16 protein-coding genes, 2 tRNA genes and 1 pseudogene are annotated in these 22,024 nt (G+C 74.0%); 10 read left to right on the top strand and 9 right to left on the bottom strand.

Annotated features, from left to right (window positions below):
- Window positions 1-74: 74 nt before the first annotated feature.
- Window positions 75-1,067 (bottom strand): annotated as a pseudogene (locus C2142_RS25055) (LysR family transcriptional regulator); the annotation flags it as partial.
- A 215-nt stretch (window positions 1,068-1,282) separates the two neighbouring features.
- On the opposite strand from C2142_RS25055, the gene snpA (C2142_RS25060) reads away from it, so the two are divergent.
- The 5 genes from snpA (C2142_RS25060) to C2142_RS25080 all read left to right on the top strand — a co-directional run bounded on the left by snpA (C2142_RS25060) (window position 1,283) and on the right by C2142_RS25080 (window position 6,166).
- Window positions 1,283-1,936, top strand: coding sequence for a snapalysin (snpA, locus tag C2142_RS25060; protein WP_148645042.1), 654 nt, complete (start codon window positions 1,283-1,285; stop codon window positions 1,934-1,936).
- A 190-nt stretch (window positions 1,937-2,126) separates the two neighbouring features.
- The gene (gene snpA / locus C2142_RS25065) at window positions 2,127-2,780 is read left to right on the top strand and encodes a snapalysin (protein WP_148645896.1); all 654 of its coding nucleotides are present in this window, start codon (window positions 2,127-2,129) and stop codon (window positions 2,778-2,780) included.
- Between the two features lie 114 nt (window positions 2,781-2,894).
- Entirely contained in the window at window positions 2,895-3,551 is a 657-nt protein-coding gene (locus C2142_RS25070; RefSeq protein WP_148645043.1) for a pentapeptide repeat-containing protein, read from the top strand.
- 163 nt (window positions 3,552-3,714) lie between these two features.
- Window positions 3,715-5,787 (top strand): phospholipase C, phosphocholine-specific, encoded by a 2,073-nt coding sequence (locus C2142_RS25075; protein WP_148645044.1) that lies wholly within the window; start codon window positions 3,715-3,717, stop codon window positions 5,785-5,787.
- A gap of 112 nt (window positions 5,788-5,899) precedes the next feature.
- Entirely contained in the window at window positions 5,900-6,166 is a 267-nt protein-coding gene (locus C2142_RS25080) for a hypothetical protein (RefSeq protein ID WP_148645045.1), read from the top strand.
- A gap of 81 nt (window positions 6,167-6,247) precedes the next feature.
- Here C2142_RS25080 and C2142_RS25085 read toward each other — a convergent pair whose 3' ends face one another.
- A complete protein-coding gene (locus C2142_RS25085) occupies window positions 6,248-9,466 on the bottom strand; it encodes a S41 family peptidase (protein ID WP_241002766.1) in 3,219 nt (1,072 codons plus the stop codon).
- A gap of 328 nt (window positions 9,467-9,794) precedes the next feature.
- Here C2142_RS25085 and C2142_RS25090 point away from each other — a divergent pair, with 328 nt between their 5' ends.
- Window positions 9,795-11,390 (top strand): glycosyl hydrolase family 18 protein, encoded by a 1,596-nt coding sequence (locus tag C2142_RS25090; RefSeq protein WP_241003267.1) that lies wholly within the window; start codon window positions 9,795-9,797, stop codon window positions 11,388-11,390.
- A 62-nt stretch (window positions 11,391-11,452) separates the two neighbouring features.
- Here the strand turns inward: C2142_RS25090 and C2142_RS25095 are convergent, their stop codons facing one another.
- On the bottom strand, window positions 11,453-11,815 hold the full coding sequence (locus C2142_RS25095) for a MerR family transcriptional regulator (protein ID WP_148645047.1): 363 nt from the start codon (window positions 11,813-11,815) through the stop codon (window positions 11,453-11,455).
- A 63-nt stretch (window positions 11,816-11,878) separates the two neighbouring features.
- Here C2142_RS25095 and C2142_RS25100 point away from each other — a divergent pair, with 63 nt between their 5' ends.
- Window positions 11,879-13,069: an MFS transporter gene (locus C2142_RS25100; RefSeq protein WP_148645048.1), complete on the top strand. Its 1,191-nt coding sequence runs from the start codon at window positions 11,879-11,881 to the stop codon at window positions 13,067-13,069.
- 42 nt (window positions 13,070-13,111) lie between these two features.
- The gene (hemC, locus tag C2142_RS25105) at window positions 13,112-14,047 is read left to right on the top strand and encodes a hydroxymethylbilane synthase (protein ID WP_148645049.1); all 936 of its coding nucleotides are present in this window, start codon (window positions 13,112-13,114) and stop codon (window positions 14,045-14,047) included.
- Between the two features lie 135 nt (window positions 14,048-14,182).
- On the opposite strand, the gene C2142_RS25110 is transcribed toward hemC, so the two are convergent.
- Together C2142_RS25110 and C2142_RS25115 are read right to left on the bottom strand one after the other, a co-directional pair.
- Window positions 14,183-14,256, bottom strand: a tRNA-Lys gene (locus C2142_RS25110).
- Window positions 14,257-14,327: 71 nt separating this feature from the next.
- Window positions 14,328-15,236 carry an NADP-dependent oxidoreductase gene (locus tag C2142_RS25115; protein WP_148645050.1) on the bottom strand — a complete coding sequence of 303 codons (909 nt, stop codon included), beginning with the start codon at window positions 15,234-15,236 and terminating at the stop codon, window positions 14,328-14,330.
- A 187-nt stretch (window positions 15,237-15,423) separates the two neighbouring features.
- Between C2142_RS25115 and C2142_RS25120 the strand changes: the two genes are divergently transcribed.
- Together C2142_RS25120 and pgi are read left to right on the top strand one after the other, a co-directional pair.
- A complete protein-coding gene (locus C2142_RS25120; protein ID WP_148645051.1) occupies window positions 15,424-17,007 on the top strand; it encodes a Na+/H+ antiporter in 1,584 nt (527 codons plus the stop codon).
- Between the two features lie 256 nt (window positions 17,008-17,263).
- Window positions 17,264-18,925: a glucose-6-phosphate isomerase gene (gene pgi / locus C2142_RS25125; protein WP_148645052.1), complete on the top strand. Its 1,662-nt coding sequence runs from the start codon at window positions 17,264-17,266 to the stop codon at window positions 18,923-18,925.
- 142 nt (window positions 18,926-19,067) lie between these two features.
- On the opposite strand, the gene C2142_RS25130 is transcribed toward pgi, so the two are convergent.
- The 4 genes from C2142_RS25130 to C2142_RS25145 form a co-directional block, all read right to left on the bottom strand.
- Window positions 19,068-19,141, bottom strand: a tRNA-Lys gene (locus C2142_RS25130).
- 98 nt (window positions 19,142-19,239) lie between these two features.
- Window positions 19,240-19,851 (bottom strand): bifunctional DNA primase/polymerase, encoded by a 612-nt coding sequence (locus C2142_RS25135; RefSeq protein WP_174315773.1) that lies wholly within the window; start codon window positions 19,849-19,851, stop codon window positions 19,240-19,242.
- Window positions 19,852-19,924: 73 nt separating this feature from the next.
- Window positions 19,925-20,335: a hypothetical protein gene (locus C2142_RS25140; protein WP_241002768.1), complete on the bottom strand. Its 411-nt coding sequence runs from the start codon at window positions 20,333-20,335 to the stop codon at window positions 19,925-19,927.
- 332 nt (window positions 20,336-20,667) lie between these two features.
- Complete coding sequence (locus tag C2142_RS25145; RefSeq protein WP_148645054.1) at window positions 20,668-22,017, bottom strand: AAA family ATPase; 1,350 nt, start codon at window positions 22,015-22,017, stop codon at window positions 20,668-20,670.
- Between the last annotated feature and the right edge of the window lie 7 nt (window positions 22,018-22,024).

The following is a 22,024-nucleotide window of genomic DNA, read 5'->3' on the forward strand; positions in this document are numbered from 1 at the left end:
GGGCGGGACCTTGGCGGCTGCCCGTCGCCGGGGTCCCCGTCGGGGGAGGGGCCGATCAGGTGGTGCAGCGTCTGGTCCTGCCGGGAGAGCCAGGCCCGGTAGGCCGGGTTGACCTGCGCCAGGTCCAGGTAGGCCGCGCGCAGCTCCCCGTACAGGGCGTCCAGGGCCGGCGGGCTGAGCGCGCGCGGCCGCCAGGCGAGCAGTAACCGGACGGTCAGCGGGTCGCCGTGCACCGGGCGCACGACCGTGCCGGGCCCGGGGGCGGAGGTCGGCTGGCAGGGGCGGACGGCCTCGCCGGAGGCGACCAGCTCGGCGGCGGTCGCGTTGTCGCGCACCTGCACCACCCGGGGGTTGAGCCCGGCCTCGGTGAAGACCCGGCGCATCGCCGCGTACTCGTGGTCGGCGGTCGGGTCGACCATCCAGGTGTCCTCGGCGAGGTCGGCCAGGTGCACCACCGGGCGGGCGGCGGCGGGGTGGCCGGCGGCGAGCGCGACGAACTGCGGCTCCCGGGTCATCAGCACCCGGTGCTCGGCGTCCGCCGGTACCCGCAGCGGGAAGCCCTCGCTCTCGTGCACGAAGGCGACGTCCAGTTGGTCGGCGGCGACCATCCGCAGCAGGGCGTTGGCGGAGATGTCGATGTGGATGGTGGTGTCCGTCTCCGGCAGCCGCTCGTGCACCCGGCGCAGCCAGGCCGCCACCACTCGGCTGCCGACGCTGCCGATCCGCAGTTGGCGGGCCCGTTCGCCGCTGGCCGCGTTCCTGGCCTCCTGCCGGGCGGCGGCGACCAGCGCGGCCATCTCGGCGATCACCGGCCGGGCCCGGGACAGCACCGAGTGGCCGAGCGCGGTGGGCCGGCTGCCGGTCTGCTCGCGGGTGAACAGGGTGCCGCCGACGGCCCGTTCGATGCGGTGCAGCTGGGTGGTGAGGGAGGGCTGGGTCATGCCGAGGTGCAGCGCGGCCTTGCGGAGGCTGCCGCTGTCGGCGATCGTGCACAGCACCCGGAGGTGTCTCACGTCGAGCTCCACATCGGGAGCATAACGGGCGAATGGGTGAGACGCCAGGGACATGACAGGGGACGCCCCGCTCCCGGGCCGCCCGGCTCCGGACCCCCGCCGCCCGGCTCCGGACCCCCGCCGCCCGGGGGAGATTGGCTCGCGCTATCGCCGGTTGACATCATCCGCCGGGCCGCCGCCCTGACCGAAGCTCTGGGGCAGCAGGATTCATCCGGTGCCCCGCGGCAGGCCCCCACCGGCCGCGGCGCTCGCACAATCGGAGCCCCCACATGAACCGCATGTCGCGGACGCTTTCCGCTGCCCTCGGCCTGGCGCTCGCCGCCGGCGTCGCCGCCCTTCCCACCGCCGCCTCGGCCGCGCCCGCGTCCGGCGCCGCAGCCGTGCAGCACTACACCCCTGCGGCGGCGGCGCAGAAGAGCGGCGGCAAGGCCGACAACCAGGCCTTCTTCGAGGCCGTGATGAAGTCGGCGCGCGCCAAGCAGGCCGCCACGCCGTTCCTCAAGGCCGTCGTGGTCACCTACGACCCCAGCAGCGCCCCGTCGTTCTCCTCCGAGATAGCCCGGGCCGCCCAGATCTGGAACGGCTCGGTCAGCAACGTCCGGCTCCAGGCCGGTTCCAACGCCGACTTCGCCTACTACGAGGGCGACGACCCGAGCAACGGCTCGTACGCCAGCACCGACGGCCACGGGTCCGGCTACATCTTCCTCGACTACACCCAGAACCAGCAGTACGACTCCACCCGGGTCACCGCCCACGAGACCGGGCACGTGCTCGGCCTGCCGGACCACTACTCCGGCCCGTGCAGCGAGTTGATGTCCGGCGGCGGCCCCGGCCCGTCCTGCACCAACCCGTACCCGAACAGCGCCGAGCGGCGCCGGGTCAACACCCTCTGGCAGAACGGGCTGGCCGCCACCGCGCGCTGACCGCCGTTCCGTTTTACGCCGACCAGGCACCCCTTCACCCCAACACCGCGGTACCCCTGCGCACCGCTTCACCGCGCACCGCTTCACCGCGCACCCCCGCACCGCGCACCGTTCACCCGTTCACCCGTTCACCGCGGCCCGCCCCCGGGCGGCCGCGGCACCCGCGAACAGGAGCCCCCACATGAACCGCATGTCCCGCACGCTCTCCGCCGCCGTCGGCCTGGTGCTCGCGGCCGGCCTCGCCGCCCTGCCCGCCACGGCCGTCGCCGCGCCCGTCGCCGCGCCCGTCGCCGCGCCCGTGGCGGCGCCCGCCGCACCGGTCCAGGGCTACACCGCCGCCGCGGGCTACGCGGGCTCGGCCGCCGAGGACGCCGACAACCAGGCGTTCTACGAGGCCGTGATGAAGTCGGCGCTCGCCAAGCAGGCGGCCACGCCGTACCTCAAGGTCGTCTACGTCACCTACGACGCCAGCAGCGCGCCGACCTTCCGCAACCAGATAGCCCAGAGCGCCCAGATCTGGAACAGCTCGGTCGGCAACGTCCAGCTGCGTTCCGGCTCGGCCGCCGACTTCCGCTACTACGAGGGCAACGACTCGCGCGGCTCGTACGCCAGCACCGACGGGCACGGCCGCGGGTACATCTTCCTGGACTACCAGCAGAACCGGCAGTACAACTCCACCCGGGTCACCGCCCACGAGACCGGGCACGTGCTCGGCCTGCCGGACCACTACTCCGGCCCGTGCAGCGAGCTGATGTCCGGTGGCGGCCCCGGCACCTCCTGCACCAACCCGTACCCGAACAGCGCCGAGCGCAGCCGGGTCAACTCCCTCTGGGCGCGCGGCTGATCCACCGCCCCGGCACGCAACGGCCCGGCCGCCCCCGTGGGTGGCCGGGCCTGTCGGTGCCGCGTGCGAGCATGCGGGCGAGACCCGTCCGCCGACCGCGAGGTGCCGTCCGCCATGCCGCTCCCCGTCCCCGACCGCCTCTGCGACCTGCCCTACGCCCACCTGCTGACCCCGCACACCGGGCCGCTGCGCAGCGACGAGCGCTACGACACCGTGCACTTCGACGGCGGCGAGTACACCGACCAGCGGGCCGGCGGCGCGACCTTCCTGGAGTGCGCCTTCACCGGCGTCGCGCTGAGCGGGGTCAAGCTCCGCCAGGCCCGCTTCAACGAGGTCTGGGCGCAGGCCGGCCGCTGGGTGGGCTGCGACCTCAGCGAGTCCGAGTGGCAGGACAGCGCGGTCACCGGCGGCGTGCTGGCCGGCGTCTCCGCCCACGGCTCGGCGCTGCGCCGCACGGTCTTCCGCGGCTGCAAGCTGGAGGCGGTCAACCTGCGCGCGGCCGTCCTGCGTGACGTCGTCTTCGAGGACTGCCTGCTGCGCGACGTGGACTTCGGCGACGCCCGGCTGACGGACGTCTCCTTCCCCGGCACCACCCTGGAGGAGGTCCGCCTGCGCGGGGCGAGGCTCAGCAGGGCCGACCTGCGCGGCGCCGTCAGCCTCGGCCTGCCCGACGGCCACCAGGGCCTGCAGGGCGCCGTCATCAGCTCCACCCAACTCCTCGAACTGGCACCCCAGTTCGCCCACGCCCTGGGCATCACCGTGAAGGACTGAGGCCGGGCGTTCAGCCGGACGTCGCCCGGTGACGACGGGGCGAACAGTCCGCCAACCCTGACGAGGCCCTCTGGTGGGGAGGCCCGGCGGGGTGGAGGATGCTGCGCGATCGGGGGCCCAACTTGTGTGCACAACATCGCCAGCGAAGGGACGGGCCGGGCAGATGGCCGAGCTGAGTCGTAGGAAGTTCGTCGCACTGTCGGGAGCGGCCGCGGCCGGTCTGGCCGTGGCCGGGACCACCGGCGCGGGCGCGGCACCGGGTACGCCCGCCGCCGCGCCGTCGGCGGCGCTGTCGCAGACCGGCACCATCGCGGACGCGCAGCACGTCGTCATCCTGATGCAGGAGAACCGCAGCTTCGACCACTACTTCGGGATGCTGCGCGGCGTGCGCGGCTTCGCCGACCGCAGCGCGATCCAGATCGCCGGCGGTTACAGCGTCTTCAACCAGCCCAACGGCCTGGGCCGCCAGTACCCGTGGCAGTTCAGCCTGACCAAGCCCGCCGGCGGGGCCGACCCGGAGCGGCTGGCCCAGTGCAACGGCGACCTCGCGCACGGCTGGAGCGACCAGCACACCGCATGGAACGGCGGCAAGCTGGACTCCTGGGTCCTCGCCAAGGGCAACGCCCGCACCCTGGGCTACCTCACCCGCCAGGACATCCCGTTCCACTATGCGCTCGCCGAGAACTGGACCGTCTGCGACGCCTACTTCTGCTCCGTCCTCAGTGCCACCGGCCCCAACCGCACCTACCACTGGTCCGGCCAGATCGACCCGGACGGCAAGGCCGGCGGCCCCGCGTACGACGGCGGCGACGAGAAGGGCCTGCGCTGGCAGACCTACGCCGAGGCGCTGGAGAACGCCGGCGTGAGCTGGAAGGTCTACCAGAACGCCGCCGACAACTACGGCGACAACGCCTTGGCCTACTTCACCCAGTTCTCGGGCGCCCCGGCCGGCAGTCCGCTCGCCGTCAAGGGCATGGGCTCCGTGCCGAAGGCCACCGGGCGCACCCCGGACGACATCGTCGCCGCGATCAGGGCCGACGTGCTGAACGGCACCCTCCCGCAGGTCTCCTGGATCGTGCCCAACCAGGAGGTCTCCGAGCACCCGTACGCCACGCCGGCCGACGGCGCGCACTTCGTCCACAACGTGATCGACGCCCTCAACGCGAACCCGGACGTCTTCAACTCCACCGTCCTCTTCCTCAACTACGACGAGAACGACGGCTTCTTCGACCACGTCCCACCGCCGGCCGCCCCGGCCGGCACCCCCGGCGAGTTCTACAGCGGCAAGAATATCGGGCTGGGCTTCCGCGTCCCGATGATCGCCATCTCGCCCTGGACCCGCGGCGGCTGGGTCGACTCCGAGGTCTTCGACCACACCTCGGTACTGCGCTTCATGGAGGCCTGGACGGCCGCCCTCGGCACTCCCGCCAAGTGCGTGAACATCAGCGACTGGCGCCGGCGCATCTGCGGCGACCTGACCAGCATGTTCGACTTCGCCAACCCGGTCTACGGCCTGCCCGCGCTGCCCGACACCTCGCAGACCATCGGCCTGTCCGCCTGCGGCCCGCTGCCCAACCCCGCCCCGGTGAACAACCAGCTCCCGGTGCAGGAGTCCGGCACCCGCCCCGCGCGTGCCCTGCCGTACCAGCCGAACGCCAACCTGGACCACCTGGAGTTCGGCTCGGCCGGGGCGATCAAGGTCTGGATCAGGATGGAGAACGCGGGCGCGGCGGCGGTGAAGTCGGCCCACTTCGCCGCCTACGCCAACGCCTACCGCGGCGGCGGCCCCTGGCAGTACACCGTCGACCCGGGCGGCAACACCAGCGACTTCTTCAACTGCGGCACCGGCTTCGGCGGCGGCCCGTACGACCTCTCGGTGGTCGGCCCCAACCGCTTCCTGCGCCGCTTCAAGGGCGACGCCACCAAGGCGGGCAAGAACGCGGCCGTCACCGCCTCGTACGCCGTCGAGCCGGGCACCGGCAGGCTCGCGGTCTACTTCAAGCTCGCCAACACCGGCACCACGCCGCTGACCTTCACCATCGCCTCCAACAACTACCGCACGGACGGCCCCTGGACGTACCAGGTCCCGGCCGGCGGCAGCGTCACCGACTTCTTCAACGCCGTCGCCTACACCGGCGGCTGGTACGACTTCACCGTCACGGTGGACGCCGACACCACCTGGTCGCAGCGGTTCACCGGCCACCTGGAGACCGGTACGGCGAGCGTCAGCGGCTGAGCCCCTCCGCCGCGGGCCCCGGCCGTCCCTTGGGGTCCGCGGCCCGGGGATGCGCTCCTCCCGTCCCGGTGTGAGAGTGGGGGCAGCCCGGTATTCGTCCGGAGGAGGAGTCATGGGCATTTTCGACAGGTTCCGCCACAAGGCGCACGACGCCTCCGAGGAGGCCAGGTCCTCCCTCGGCGGGAGCCACGAGCAGGACACCACCGCGATGACGGACCCCGCCCAGCGCGCCGCCCTCGCCCACGACGAGGCCGCCGACGCGTTCGGCCCCGAGATCGAGAAGGCCCGCGAGACGCAGGAGGCGGCAGGCGTCAGCGACCGGGAGGCCGAGGAGCGGGCCCGGGAGGACATGACCGCCGAGGGTGACCCCTGGGACTGACCCGGAGGCCGCAGCCACGCGGGGGCACACGCCGCGCGGTGACACACGAGGGGGCGCGCCCGCCCGGGGCGCGCCCCCTCGTCACGCCCGTGGCGGCAGCGGCGGCCGCCGCAGGTCCGGGCGTGGGGTGTCCTCCGGCGGCGGTGCGGCGGCCGGCGCGTCCTCCAGCAGGTCCAGCGCCAGCCGCACCGCCGTGACCAGCTCGACGTGCCGCCCGCGGGCCCAGTCCTGCGGGGTGCGCAGCACGTGCACGTCCGGCTCCACGCCGTGGTTCTCCACCGACCAGCCGAGTCCGCCGGTGAACCAGGAGGCGTTCTTCGGCACCGAGATCTGCGTCCCGTCGCCGAGCGTGTGCCGCCCGGTCATGCCGACCACCCCGCCCCAGGTCCGGTTGCCCACCACCGGGCCCAGCCCGAGCAGCTTGATCGCGGTGATGATGACGTCCCCGTCGGAGCTGGTCGCCTCGTCGGCGAGCGCCACCACCGGCCCGCGCGGCGCGTCCCGGGGCCAGCGCACCGGCTGCCGTCCGCGGCTGAAGTCCCAGGCCAGCACCCGCCGGGTGAGTTTCTCCAGCACCAGTTCGGAGACGTTGCCGCCGGCGTTGCCGCGCACGTCGAGGACCAGCGCGGGCTTGTCCATCTCCCGGCGGACGTCCCGGTTGAACTGCGCCCAGCCGGAGCCGCCGAGGTCGGGGATGTGCAGGTAGCCGCACCGGCCGTCGCTGAACTCCCGGACCAGGGTCCGGCGCCTGGCCACCCAGTCCTGGTAGCGGATGGGCCGCTCGTCGGTCAGCGGGGAGACGGAGATCCGGCGGACCGGGCCGTCCGGGCCGCTGCGCAGGGTGAGTTCGACGGTGGTGCCGCCGGTGCCGGCCAGCAGCGGGTCCGGGCCGCGGACCGGGTCCAGCGGGCGCCCGGCCACCGCGAGCAGCTCGTCGCCGTCGCGGACACCGTGGGTGGCGAGCGGGGCGCGGGCCCGGGGGTCGGAGGACTCGCCGGGCAGGACGCGGTCGACCAGCCAGCGCCCGTCGGCGGCGCGGTGGGCGTTGGCGCCGAGCAGTCCGAGCGGCTGCTGCGCGAGCGCGGGCCCCTCGCCGCGCCGGGACGGGGTGACGTACGCGTGCGAGGTGCCCAGTTCGCCGAGGAGTTCGCGCAGCAGGTCGGCGAAGTCGTCCGGGCCGGCCACCCGGTCCAGCAGCGGCTGGTACTGGGCGACCAGCGCGGGCCAGTCCAGCCCGCACATCCCGGCGTCCCAGAACTGGTCCCGGACGATCCGGGCCGCCTCGCCGTACGCCTGGCGCCACTCGGCGGCCGGGTGCACGGTGTGGGTGATCCGGCGCAGGTCCACGGTGGTCCCGGCGGTGGGGGCGTTGACCGGCACGATCCGCAGGGTGCCGGCCGAGTAGACGGCGACCGAGCCGCCGTCGCCGGAGACGGCGTAGCCGTCGAGTCTGTCGGCCAGCGTCGAGCGGCTGCCCCGGGCCAGGTCGAAGTACTCCAGGGAGGGGCGTCCGGAGGTGTCGTCGGGGTTGGTGAAGGTCTGCCCGAGGGTGCCGGAGATCGGCCAGCGCAGCCAGAGCAGGCCGCCGCGCACGGCGTCGGTGGCGGAGTACTTGGAGGCGATCACCGGGAACGGGAGCAGCCGCTCGCCGATGCCCTCCGGGTCGACGTGGACGGTGCCGTCGCCGCCGCCGTCGCCGCGCGGGCCGCCGTCCTCGGCGGGCGCGGCGAACGGGGACGGGGTGTCGGCGGCGAGCGGGACGAGGTAGGGGCGGCAGCCGAGCGGGAAGGAGAGGTCGCCGGTGTGCACGTCGTGGACCGGGTCGAAGCCGCGCCAGGAGAGGAAGGCCAGGTAGCGGCCGTCCCGGGTGAAGACCGGCTGCTCGTCCTCGAACCGGCCGTCGGTGACCTCGGTGATCGCCGTGTGCGCGTCGGCGTGGGTGAGCCGGATCCGGCGCAGTGAGCGGCCGGCCACCGGCTGGGACCAGGCGATCCAGCGCGAGTCGGGGGAGAAGCGGGCGCCGGAGACCGGGCCGTGGCCGGAGGCGGCCAGTTCGCGGACGGCCCCGTCGGCGGTGGCCACCAGCAGCAGCCGGCCGTCGGAGGCGGCGGCGGCCAGGAGGGTGCCGTCGGGGGCCGCGGTCAGTTCCAGGACGCGGCCGAGCAGGCCGCCGGCCAGCAGCCGGTGCCCCGGCCGGCCGGGGGCCTGCTCGTGCCCGGGCAGCGGCACGATCTCGACCGCGTCCTCGCCCTCGGCGTCGGTGATCCAGCAGGCCTCGCCGGTCTGTCCGAGCACCACCGGCAGCCGGGTGCGCACGCCCGGGGTGTCGGCGAGGGCCCGGGCGGGGCCGTCGCGGTGGGTCAGCCAGTACTGGCTGCCGCGCACGGTGACCACCCCGGCGCGGCCGGTCCGGTCGCAGGCGAGGTCCTTGACGTGCGAGGCGGCGCTCACCTGGTAGGGCCGGCGGCCGGCCCGGGAGCCGCCGAGCGGGACGTGCAGCCGCTGCGGGGCGGCGGCGTCCAGGCTCTCCAGCAGCCAGAGGTCGCCGGCGTGCTGGTAGACGATCCGGGTGCCGTCGGTGGCGGCCTCCCGGGCGTAGTACGAGGCGTGGTCGGTGTGCCGGCGCAGGTCGGTGCCGTCGGGGCGGCAGGAGTAGACGTTGCCGACGCCCTCGTGGTCGGAGAGGAAGGCGATCCGGTCGCCGTCGGCCGAGGCGACCGGCATCGGGGAGGCGAAGTGCCCCCGGTGTCCTTCCAGGACGCGTTCGCCGTCCACCCAGAGCCGCCCGGTGGCGCCGCCGCGGTAGCGCTTCCAGGCGGCCGGTTCGTGCGGGGCGGTGCCGGTGAGCAGCACGGTGTGCGCCCGGCTCATCTGGGCGTCGCCGACCGGTCCCCAGGGCATCCGGCGCCCGGGCGAGCCGTCCGGCGGCAGGGCGTGCGCCCAGGTGTAGTGGCCGAAGGGCTCGTGGAACGAGGTGACGGCGAGCAGTTCGCCGTCGGGCAGCCAGCCGCGCAGCCGGGTGTCCTGGCTGCCCCAGTGGGTGAGCCGGACGGCCTCGCCGCCCTCCACGGGGGCGGTCCAGACCTCGGGGGTCAGCGCCTGCCAGCCGGTCCAGCCGAGGGCGCGGCCGTCGGGGGAGAGCCGGGGGTGGCTGACCCGGGTGCGGTCGCAGCTGACCCGCCAGGCGCGGCCGACGGTGCCGTCCGGGGCGAGCGGCGCCACCCAGACGTCGTCCTCGGCGGTGAACGCCAGCAGGCCCCCGCGCAGGTGGGGGTAGCGGAGGTAGCCGGGCGATGTCACCTCTCCATGGTTCGACGGGGTGTCACGCCCGGCAACCGGACACCGTGCCCCGACCGGCCCCGTGAGCGTCCAGCCGGTCTGGACCATTGACACCGCACCGGCGGATCCACTTCAGTGGTCTAGTCCAACTAGGGTGCGCGGTCGGGCCGAACCCCCACTGGCACGACCCTTGCCGTGCCCTCGGACGTCCCCCACGATCCGCGCCCCCGCAGGAGTCCCCCGCATGCGCAGAACACCCGCACCCGCACCCGCCGGCCACTCGCCCGCCGGCCGCCGCCCCCGGACGCTGCTCGCCGCCGGCACCGCCTCGGCCGTCGCCGCCGCCACCATGGCCGGCCTGGCCCTGGGTCTGGCACCCGCCGCCTCGGCCGGGGAGTTCCTGGTCAACGGCGGCTTCGAGAGCGGCGCCCTGGGCCCGTGGAGCTGCACCGGCGGCACCGGCAGCGTTGTCACCGGCCAGGCCCACGGCGGCGGTTACGCCCTCGCGGCGGCCGCCTCGGCGGGCGACACCGCCCAGTGCACCCAGACCGTCGCGGTCGCCCCCAACACCACGTACACCTTCAGCGCCTGGGTCAAGGGCTCGTACGTCTACGTCGGCGTGAACGGCGGCACCAGCACCTGGACACCCGGCACCGGCGGCGCGTACCAGAAGCTCAGCGTCGGCTTCACCACCGGCGCCACCCAGACCAGCGCCACCGTGTACACGCACGGCTGGTACGGCCAGGGCACCTACTACGCGGACGACCTCTCGCTGGACGGCCCGGGCGCGCCCACGCCCACCGCCTCGCCCACCGCGACGGCCTCCCCGACCGTCACCGCCTCGCCCACCGCCACCCCGACCGCGACCGCCACCCCGACGGCCACCGCCACCCCCACCGACACCGCCTCGCCGACCGCGCCGCCCACCGGCGGCCACTCCCTGGTCGGCTACCTGCACGCCAGCTTCGCCAACGGCGCCGGCTACACCCGGATGGCCGACGTCCCCGACTCCTGGGACTTCGTCAACCTCTCCTTCGGTGAGCCGACCTCGGTCACCTCCGGCGACATCCGGTTCAACCGCTGCCCGGCCACCGAGTGCCCGACCGTCGAGTCCGACGCCGACTTCAAGGCCGCCATCGCCGCCAAGCGGGCCAAGGGCAAGAAGGTGCTGATCTCGATCGGCGGCCAGAACGGCCAGGTCCAGCTCACCACCGCCGCCGCCCGCGACACCTTCGTCAGCTCGGTCTCCGCGATCATCGACAAGTGGGGCCTGGACGGCCTGGACATCGACTTCGAGGGCCACTCGCTGTCCCTCCAGACCGGCGACACCGACTTCAAGAACCCGACCAGCCCGGTCGTCGTCAACCTGATCTCCGCGCTGAAGACGCTCAAGGCCAAGTACGGCCCGAACTTCGTCCTCACCATGGCGCCGGAGACCTTCTTCGTCCAACTCGGCTACCAGTACTACGGTTCCGGCCCCTGGGGCGGCCAGGACCCGCGCGCCGGCGCCTACCTGCCGGTGATCCACGCCCTGCGCGACGACCTCACCCTGCTGCACGTCCAGGACTACAACTCGGGCTCCATCATGGGCCTGGACAACCAGTACCACTCGATGGGCGGCGCCGACTTCCACGTCGCGATGACCGACATGCTGCTCAAGGGCTTCCCGGTCGCGGGCAACACCGCCAACGTGTTCCCGCCCCTGCCGGCCTCCCAGCTCGCCATCGGCATGCCGGCCACCACCAACGCGGGCAACGGCTACGTCGCCCCCGCCGAGGTCGACAAGGCCCTCGACTGCCTCACCAAGCTCGCCAACTGCGGCGGCTACGTCCCCAGGGCCGGCGCCCAGCCGAACCTGCGGGGCCTGATGACCTGGTCCATCAACTGGGACCAGTTCGGCGGCCGGGAGTTCTCGAAGAACTTCGACGGCTACTTCCGCCGCTGACCCGCCCCCGCCGGGCGCCGGACGGTCCCTCCCCACCGTCCGGCGCCCGCCGGAGTACCGCCTCAGGGCCCGGTCCGGACCGCCTCCAGGTACTCGGCGATGGCGTCCCGGTTGCGGGTCAGGAACTCGATGCGCCGGGTCATGCCGGTGAGCTCGCCCTCCAGGGTGGCGATCATCTCCGGGGTGGCGTCCGGGAAGTGGATGACCCTGGGCCTGTTCAGGCAGGGCAGGATCTGCTTGATGATCCTGGTCGGCAGCCCGGAGTCGAGCAGGCCCCTGATCTGCAGCACCCGGTCGACGGAGGACTCGTCGTAGGAGCGGTAGCCGTTGGCACAGCGCCCGGCGACGATGAGACCCTGTTCCTCGTAGTAGCGCAGCAGCCTCCGGGACGCGCCGGTCCGCTCCGACAGCTCTCCGATGCGCATCCGACTCCACCTCGTGACCGGGCTTGACCTTCACATCAGTGTGATGGTTTGAGCATAGCCGTCATGTCGACCATCGAACGTCCAACAGCCGTGGAACCACGGACACTTCCCGTGCCGGCCCTGCTGGCTCTGGCCACCGCCGTCTTCGTCACCGCCCTCACCGAGACCCTGCCGGCCGGCGTCCTGCCCGCGATGAGCGCCGACCTGGGCGTCAGCGAGTCCGCCATGGGCCAGTCGGTCACCGTCTACGCGATCGGGACGGCGGCCACCGCCATTCCGCTGACCTCGGCCACCGCCGGCTGGCGGCGCAAGCGGCTGCTGGTCACCGCGATGGCCGGGTTCGCCGTCGCCAACACCGTCACCGCGCTCTCCGGCCAGTACGCGCTGACCATGGCGGCCCGGTTCGCCGCCGGGGTCGCGGCCGGGCTGGCCTGGGCGCTGCTGGCCGGGTTCGCGCGGCGGCTGGCGCCCCGGCACCTCCAGGGCAAGGCGATCGCGATCGTGATGACGGGCATCCCGGTGGCCCTCTCGCTGGGCGTGCCCGCCGGGACCTTCCTGGGGCGGGTGCTCGGCTGGTGGGTGGTCTTCCTGCTGATGACGGCCCTCGCGGTGATCGTCGTCGGCTGGATCGCCGCCACCGTCGCCGACGGGCCCGGGCAGCGGGCGCAGGGCCGCGCGCCGGTGCTGCGGGCGCTGTCCGTCCCCGGGGTGGTGCCCGTCCTCTTCGTCACCCTGGTCCTCGTGCTGGCGCACACCGTCCTGTACGCGTACGTCGCGCCGTTCCTGGACGGGCTCGGCATGGGCGGCTCGACCGACGTCGTCCTGCTGGTCTTCGGCGCCGCCTCCCTGCTCAGCATCTGGATCACCGGCGCCTGGATCCACCGGCGGCTGCGCGCACTGACCATCGCAGCCGTCCTGCTCGTCGCCCTGGCCGCCGCGGCGCTGGCCCTCCTGTCGGGCAGCCCGGCCGTGGTCTATGCCGCTGCAGCCCTCTGGGGGCTCGGCTGGGGCGGCGCCCCGACCCTGCTGCAGACCGCCGCCGGCCAGGCGGGCGGCGAACAGGCCGACGCCGTCCAGGCGATGCTGGTCACGCTCTGGAACGCCGCGATGGCCGCCGGCGGCGTGGCCGGCGGGATCCTGCTGGACCGGTACGGGGCGGGCTCCTTCCCCTGGACCGTCCTCGCCCTGCTGCTGCCCGTCCTCGCCGTGGTCACCGCCGCCCGCACCCACGGGTTCCCGGCCCGCCGCGGGTGAGCCGCGGCAACCGGCGAAGATATGACGGCCTATCATCGGCGCATGCCCACCGCAGAGTTGATCCGCATCGTCTCCCGTTCCTCGCCGATGGCGCTCGCGCAGGTCGAGCGCGTGCGGGCCGAGCTCGCCGCCCTGCACCCGCAGGTGCGGACCGAGGTGGTCCCGGTGACCACCTCCGGGGACCGCTGGATGGGGGACCTCGCGCGGCTCGGCGGCAAGGGCGCCTTCACCAAGGAGGTGGACGCGGCCCTGCTCGCCGGTGAGGCGGACCTCGCCGTGCACTGCCTGAAGGACGTGCCGGCCGACCGCCCGCTCCCGGCCGGCACGGTCTTCGCCGCCTACCTGCGCCGCGACGACATCCGTGACGCCCTGGTCCACCCCGGTGGCGGCACGCTCGACGAGCTGCCGCCGGGGACGCGGATCGGCACCTCCTCCGTCCGCCGCCAAGCCCAGCTCGCCGCCTCCCACCCCCACCTGGCCTGTGTGCCGATGCGCGGCAACGCCAACAGCCGTCTCGCGAAGCTGGCGGCCGGCGAGGCCGACGCGCTGCTGCTCGCGGTCTCCGGCCTGGAGCGGATCGGCGAGCAGGCCCGGATCAGCGAGATCCTGTCGTCCGAGGCGATGTGCCCGCCGATCGGCGCCGGCATCCTCGCCCTGCAGTGCCGCGAGGAGGACGCCGCCACCATCGAGGCGGTGACCGGCCTCGGCGACCACCCGACCTGGCGCGAGGCGAGCGCCGAGCGGATGTTCCTGCACGTCCTCCAGGGGCACTGCAACTCGCCGATCGCCGGCTACGCCAAGGCCGAGCCGGACGGCCGCCTCTCGCTGCGCGGGCGGGTCTTCTCCACGGACGGCAAGCAGGTGCTGGACGCCCACGAGTGGGCCGGCTCACTCACTCCCGAGGACCTCGGCACCGCGACCGCCCTCGCGCTCAAGCGGCAGGGGGCGTCCGAGCTGATCGCCGCCATCCCGCACTGAGCGGGCGGGCGGCGGGCGCCGGCGCAAACGCGCGCCGGCGCGGCCGGCCCGGGCGGACGGGGTGCAGCCGCGCAGTTCCGTGGCGTGGAACGCCGGAAGGCCCCTTGCTCTCGCAAGGGGCCTTCCGGCTGTCTGTGCGCCGCCAGGGACTCGAACCCCGGACCCGCTGATTAAGAGTCAGCTGCTCTAACCAACTGAGCTAGCGGCGCCTGCTGACGTGGAGAACATTACCTGGTCAGCAGCCGAAACTTCCAATCGGGCCCGCCCGGCCTCCGTGTCCTCACGGGGTGAGGACGACCTTCCCCCGGACGTGCCCGGTGCCGACCAGCCGGTGCGCGTCCGCGGCCCGCTCCAGCGGGAAGGTGTCGGCGATCTCCAGCCGCAGCCCGCCCGCCTCCCAGAGCTCGACCAGCTCACTCAGCCGGGCCGCCGTCCGCTGCCCCCGCAGCGAGCGGAGCCCGAGCCGCTCGGCCGTGGCGTAGTCGACGACGGTGCCGATCCGGTCCCGGTCGGCGACCAGCTCGACGGAGGCCTCCAGTGCGCCGCGCCCGGCCGCGTCGAAGGCGGCGTCCACGCCCTGCGGCGCCACCGCCCGCACCCGCGCGGCCAGCCCCTCGCCGTACGTGACCGGGATCGCCCCCAGCTCGCGCAGGTAGTCGTGGTTGCGCTCGCTCGCGGTGCCGATCACCGTGGCTCCCCAGGCGCGGGCCAGCTGGACGGCGACCGTCCCGACCCCGCCGGAGGCGCCGTGCACCAGCACGGTCTCGCCCGGTCCGACCTTCAGCTCGCTGAGCCCGACGTGCGCGGTCTGCCCGGAGGCCGAGAGCGAGCCCGCCTGCTCCCAGGGCATCGCGGCCGGCTTGGCGACCAGGTGGGAGGAGTCCACCGTGACGTAGTCCGCGTAGCTCTGCAGCAGCCGGAAGCCCAGGACCTCGTCGCCGACCTCCCAGCCGAAGCTGCCCGCCCCGAGCTGGTCGACCACCCCGGCGAACTCGTTGCCCGGCACCACCGGCGGCTCGACCCGCACCCCCGGGGGCGACCAGCCCTCCCGGACGGCGAGGTCGGCGGGCTGCACCCCGGCCGCGTAGACCCGGACCCGGACCTCGCCCGGTCCGGCGGCGGGGGTGGGCACCTCGGTCACCCGGAGCACCTCGGGGCCGCCGAAGCGGGGGACGGTGACTGCCTTCATGCGGAGTTCATGCCTCTCTGTCAGACCCTCGGATGCGCTCCTCCGATGATCAGACTTGAAGTGCGCTTGAAGTCAACCCCGTTCGGCGTGTTGCGGCAGTTGGGTGCATTGTCAGATTTATCCTGGACGGCGGCCCGGGCCGCACGGCCCGGGCCGCCCTGCTCGTCCGCCGCCGAGAGGAACCCCCGTGGGTCAGCTGCCCCTGCTCTTCCTGGTGCTGCTCGCCTCCGTGGTGACCATGCCGCTCGCGCGCAGGACCGGCGTACCGCAACCGGTGCTGATGACGCTGCTCGGCATCGTCATGGCGATCGTGCCGCAGATCCCGGACATCGCCATCGACCCCGCGCTGATCCTCCCGCTGGTCCTGCCGCCGCTGATCTTCGCCGTCGCCCGGCGCTCCTCGGTCCGCTACTTCCGGGCCAACGTCCGCTCCATCCTGCTGCTCGCCGTCGCCCTCGTCGTGGTCACCACGGCCGCGGTGGCCGGCGCCGTGCACTGGCTGCTGCCCGCGCTCCCGGTCGCCGCCGCCATCGCGCTCGGCGCGCTGGTCTCCCCGCCCGACCCGGTCGCCGCCGTCGCGGTGGCCGGCAGCGTCGGCCTGCCGCGCCGGCTGGTGGCGATCCTGGAGAGCGAGGGCCTGTTCAACGACGTCACCGCGATCGTCGTCTACTCGCTGGCCATCGACGCGGTGGTCGGCGGCGACTTCTCGGCCGGCCACGCGGTCGTCCGCTTCGTGCTCTCGGCCGTCCTCGCCGTGGTCATCGGCGTCGCCCTCGGCTGGGCCAACGCCAAGCTCGCCTCCCTCCTGGAGGACCCCACCCAGCAGGTCGCGCTCAACCTGCTGGTGCCGTTCGCCGCCTACAGCCTGGCCGAGGAGATCCACGGCTCCGGGGTGCTCGCCGTCGTGGTCTGCGGGCTCTACCTCGCCGAGCGGGCCGCCGACGCCGACGCCGTCTCGTACCGGCTGGTCGGCAACGCCTTCTGGGAGATCGTCGAGATCCTGATCACCGGCGTCGCCTTCGGCCTGATCGGCCTGGAGCTGGCGACCGTCCTCAAGGAGGCCGGCAACGGCTGGACCAGCATGCTCGGCGACGCCGCCGTGGTGATCGCCGTCGTCGTCCTGGTCCGGCTCCTCTGGCTGCTGCCGGCCGGCTGGCTCACCAAGAAGCTGCGCAGCGGGACCGAGGAGGACATCCCGATCAGCTGGCAGGAGAGCGTGGTGCTCTGGTGGTCCGGGATGCGCGGCGTTGCGACCGTCGCCCTGGCCCTGGCCATCCCGCTCACCGTCGACTCCGGCGCGGCCTTCCCCGAACGCGGCCGGCTGGTCTTCATCGCCTTCAGCGTCGTCCTGTTCACCCTGTTGGTCCAGGGCCTCACCCTGCCCTGGCTGGCCAAGCGGCTGCACCTGGACATCGACCACGACCGGCACGAACAGGCGGTGCGCCAGCTCTGGTGGCGGGCCGCCAAGGCCGGCCTCACCCGGCTCGGCGAGCTGGAGGAGCAGGACGGCCTGCCCGCCGAGGTCGCCGACCGGCTGCGGGACCGTCAGCACGACCGGCTGGCCCGGCTCTGCCCGGAGAAGTACGCCGAGGAGGACGCCGCCGAGGCGAAGCTGAGGCTCACCCAGTGGCGTGCCGCGTACGCCGTCGAGCAGGAGATGATCGCCGCCTCCCGGCGCGAGGTGCTGGCCGCCCGCAGCGAGCTCGGAGCCGACCCCGAGCTGGTCGACCAGGTGCTGCGCGGGCTCGACCTCCGCTCCGAACGGAAGTGACGGGACGTCCGGAAACGACGGCACGGTGAGGCGGCGGTGTCGGGGAGGCGTCGGCCGGGCGTCCGGCGGCGACGTCGGCGCGCGGCGGTGGAGCGTCGGCGAACGGAATGTGCGCGGGCGGTCCCGGCGTTGCATAGGCTGGCCCCGGGCAAGGCCGTCAACGATGTCGGCGCACCGCCAGTACCCGCACGACCTCGCGAAACCCTCCCGCCTGGCCCTGCCGGTATCTGCACCCAGATGAATCGAGGAGCAACCGATGTCGGAGACCCGTGCCGGCGCCCGTACCCCGCTGGACCGCACCCCGCAGTGGGCCGCCCTCGGCAAGCACCGCGCGGAGCTGGGCGAGACGCACCTGCGCGAGCTGTTCGCCGCCGACCCGGAGCGCGGCCGCCGCTACACCCTCCAGGTCGGCGACCTGCACGTCGACTACGCCAAGCAACTGGTCACGGACGAGACGCTGACCCTGCTGCGCGAGCTCGCCGAGGCCACCGGCGTCGCCGCGCTGCGGGACGCCATGTTCCGCGGCGAGAAGATCAACACCACCGAGCAGCGCGCCGTCCTGCACACCGCGCTGCGCGCCCCGCGCGGCGCCGTCATCGAGGTCGACGGCGAGAACGTCGTGCCCGCCGTGCACGCCGTGCTCGACAAGATGGCGGCCTTCGCCGGGCAGGTCCGCAGCGGGGAGTGGCGCGGCCACACCGGCAAGCGGATCAGGGCGGTCGTCAACATCGGCATCGGCGGCTCCGACCTCGGCCCCGCCATGGCCTACGAGGTCCTCCGCTCCTACACCGACCGCGACCTCGACGTCCGCTTCGTCTCCAACGTGGACGGCGCCGACCTGCACGAGGCCGTCCGCGACCTGGACCCGGCCGAGACGCTGTTCATCGTCGCCTCCAAGACCTTCACCACGATCGAGACGATCACCAACGCCGTGTCCGCCCGCGACTGGCTGCTCACCGGCCTCGACGCCGGCGGCGAGGCGGTGGCCAGGCACTTCGTCGCGCTCTCCACCAACGCCGAGGGCGTCGCCGACTTCGGCATCGACACCGCCAACATGTTCGAGTTCTGGGACTGGGTGGGCGGCCGCTACTCCTACGACTCGGCGATCGGCCTCTCGCTGATGATCGCCATCGGCCCGGACGCGTTCCGCGAGATGCTGGACGGCTTCCACCTGGTCGACGAGCACTTCCGCACCGCGCCGCCCGAGGAGAACGTCCCGCTGCTGCTCGGCCTGCTCGGGGTCTGGTACGGCGCGTTCTTCGACGCCCAGGCGCACGCCGTGCTGCCCTACTCGCACTACCTGTCGAAGTTCACCGCCTACCTCCAGCAGCTGGACATGGAGTCCAACGGCAAGTCGGTGGACCGGGACGGCAACCCGGTGGGCTGGCAGACCGGCCCGGTGGTCTGGGGCACCCCCGGCACCAACGGCCAGCACGCCTACTACCAGCTGCTGCACCAGGGGACCAAGGTCATCCCGGCCGACTTCATCGGCTTCGCCGAGCCGGTCGCCGACCTGCTGCCCGGCCTGGTCGCCCAGCACGACCTGCTGCTGGCCAACTTCTTCGCCCAGACCCAGGCGCTGGCCTTCGGCAAGACCCCGGAGGAGGTCGAGGCGGAGGGCGTGCCGGCCGAGCTCGTCCCGCACAAGACCTTCAAGGGCAACCACCCGACCACCACCATCCTGGCCGGCCGGCTGACCCCGTCGGTGCTCGGCCAGCTGGTCGCGCTCTACGAGCACAAGGTGTTCGTCCAGGGCGCGATCTGGAACATCGACTCCTTCGACCAGTGGGGCGTCGAGCTCGGCAAGGTGCTCGCCAAGCGGATCGAGCCGGTGCTGCTGACCGGCGAGGGCGCCGACGCGCTGGACAGCTCCACCGCGGAGCTGGTCGCCCGCTACCGCTCGCTGCGCGGCCGCTGAGGGCTCCGGCAGGGTCCGGTTCCGGTGGGGCCGTCCGCTTCGGCGGGCGGCCCCACCGCTCCAGCCGCCGCCTCCGCGACCCTGTGCTTCTGCGAAACGCCGGAAGGCCCCTCGCTTTCGCAAGGGGCCTTCCGGCTGTCTGTGCGCCGCCAGGGACTCGAACCCCGGACCCGCTGATTAAGAGTCAGCTGCTCTAACCAACTGAGCTAGCGGCGCCTGCTGACAGAGAAGACTTTAGCAGTGGGGTGCGGCCCGGCCAAAATCGAATATCCGCACCCCGGGCGGACCGCCCCTCCCGGCGGCTCAGCCGGTGCTCAGCCGGTGGGCAGGGCCGCCGGCTCGGCCCGGGCGGCCGGCTCGCGGGTCGCCCGGACACAGGCCCAGAGCACCACCGAGGCGCCCGGCAGCCACGGCTCCCGGCTCTCCGGCGCGACGATCCACCGCCCGGCGCCCAGCCCGGGGGAGTCCGGGCTGTTCACCATCCGCTGCACGGGCGGAACGGTCACCGCGTCGCCGCGCCCGTGGCAGAGCAGCGGCGGCACGTCCCGGGCCCACTCCTCCCAGGCCAGCAGCCGGCGCAGCCGGGCGGCGGTGCCGGGCTGGACGAAGAGCAGCGTGCGCCCCCGGTAGACGGCGACCGGTCCGCAGCCCGGCCCGGAGGCCCACAGCTCGTCCAGCACCCGGCGGCCGAACAGCGACGGCATGCTGATCACGTCGAAGGCGCGCCCGCAGGGCAGCACCGAGGGCGCCCACGGGCGTGACTCCCACAGGGCGCGCATACTGCGCGGGTACTCACTGGCGGAGGCCAGCCAGGCCTCCCCGGCCACGGTGACGTACTCCACCGACTGATACGTCCAGATGTCCACAGAGAGCAGCGTGGAGCGTCGGGGACGTGGCCGGGAGGGAAAGAGCGGTTTGCCGGACAGCGCGGCGGGGAGCGGCGTACCCTTCCCCGGCGCATATGCCAATGGCGCAGTTGCCGCCGTGCAGCGGCGGCCGTCAGCCGTCGTGGCGGCGGGGCTGGAGCAGACCGCGGCCGTACTCGATCATCTTGGCCGCGTAGTCCGGGGTCCAGTCCGCCCGCTCCGCTATCTCGGAGTCCGAGAGCGCGTCGAACCGGCGGGTGTCCGCCAGTTGTGCGGCGGCGACCGCCTGGAAGTCGGTGGCCCGATCGGCCGCCGCGCGGAACGCCAGGGCCAGCTCGGTGGAGCGGCGCAGCAGCTCCGCCGGGTCGTCGATCGACTCCAGATCGAAGAAGCGCTCCGACTCCGGCTCGGCGGCCTGCGGCTCGAACAGGAGCTGCACGGGCCGCCGTCGCGGGGCGGACGCCTCACCGGCGCCTGCGCCGCCCGGACCGGCCGGCGCGGTCGCACCGCTCGGGTCGGAAGCCTGGGCGTGGGAGTCGGGCATGGACGGACACCTCCGGGTGCTCGATGGGGGCGGACGACGGCCGCCGGGGAACGGCGTCGACCGGTCGTGGCCGTCGTCCATTGTCTCGCGGCGATGGCCGGTAACGGAACGGTGCAAGTCCGGGCGCTATTCCCGGGGCGCGCGCCCGGGGTGTGCTCCCCGCGCCGGCCCGCCGCCGGCTACTCCCCGTTGCGGCTCGGGCGCAGGTGAGGCTGTTGCGGCTCCGCCGGGACCGGCCGTGCCTGCGGACGGCCTCCGCCCCGAGTCAGTGGCCCCGTCCGCCCGCCCGTCCGCCCGTTCCGCCCGACCGTCTGTCCGCCCGCCCGACCGGCTCACAGCCGGACGCGGTGCCCGGCGAGGTGGTGCAGCACCTGGTGGTTGGCCTCCCAGCCGTCGGGGAACTTGACCGAGACGCCCAACTGCACCGGCTCGGTGGACGGATGCTCGTCCAGCAGCTCGGCGATCCCGGCCCGCGCCACCACGATGCAGGCGTGCCGGTGGCGGGAGGCGAGCACGCAGAGCCGGCCGGTCTCCAGGTGGAACGCGGTCGCGTCCGGCCGCCCGGACAGCGGGTGCAGCACCACCGTGACGTCGTACTCGCGCCCCTGCAGCCGGTTGGCGGTGTCCACCGTCACGGCCGGCCCGGCGGTCGGGTCGACCGGGACCCCGGCCTTGACCAGCGCCGCCCGGACGGCCGCCGCCTGGTCCCGGTGGGCGGTGCCGACCGCGATCCGGCCGGGGGTGAGCGGTGCGGACCCCTGCTCGGAGTGGGCCGTGAGCCCCCGCTCCAGCAGTCGCCGGACGGTCGCGGCCACCGCTGCCACGGCCTGCGGATCGGTCCGGACGGTGTGCCTGGCCGGCAGCTCCAGCAGTGCCCAGCCGTGCTCGGCGGCCCGGTCGATCGCCGCGTCCAGGGCCGTGCCGTCCGGCCGCACCGCGGCGGTGAGCCGCCGCTCCCCCGGCCCGGTGCCGGAGCGGAACGGCGTGTACGGGTAGAACGCGCCGGAGATCAGCGGCGCCGCAGTGGCCGGCAGCCGCCAGGAGACCGGCAGCCGGTGCGGCTCGATCCGGGGGTTGTGCGCGAGCAGCGTCACCACCGCACTGCTCGACGGGTCGTACGACAGGCCCGCCCACTGCTCGGTGCCGACCACCGTGAACGGGTCCAGCTGGCCGGGGTCCCCGACGAACAGGGCCCGCTCGAACAGCCGGGCCACCGCGAGCAGCGCGTCCGAGCGCATCTGGTACGCCTCGTCGACGATCGCGTGCCGCCACGGCGCCTCGGCCTTCACCCACTGCCACTTCGCGGCGGTCGAGATCACCACGTCGAGCTCGGCGAGGTCCGCCACCTTGTCCGAGGGCGTTACGTTGGCGTGGCGCAGCACCTCGGGTCCCGGGCGGGAGTCGGCCGCGTGCAGCCGGCCGATCGTCAGGTCCGGTGCCTTCTCGGCCAGTCGGTCGACCAGGTCGTCGACCTGGCCGTTGGTCTGGGCGACGATCATCAGCCGCTCGCCCGCCCCGACCAGCTCCCGGGCGGCGCGCACCACCAGGGTCGACTTGCCGGCCCCGGGCGGGGAGTCCACCACCACACCGCGCGGGGCGCCGACGGCCGGGCGGACGGTGGCCTCCAGGATCCGGGCCACCGCTGCGTCGGCGGCCGCGCCGGGGTCCTGCTCGCTGCTCATCTGCCGG

This window comes from Streptomyces sp. CB01881 (assembly GCF_002953255.1).
In the GTDB taxonomy this organism is placed as follows: domain Bacteria; phylum Actinomycetota; class Actinomycetes; order Streptomycetales; family Streptomycetaceae; genus Kitasatospora.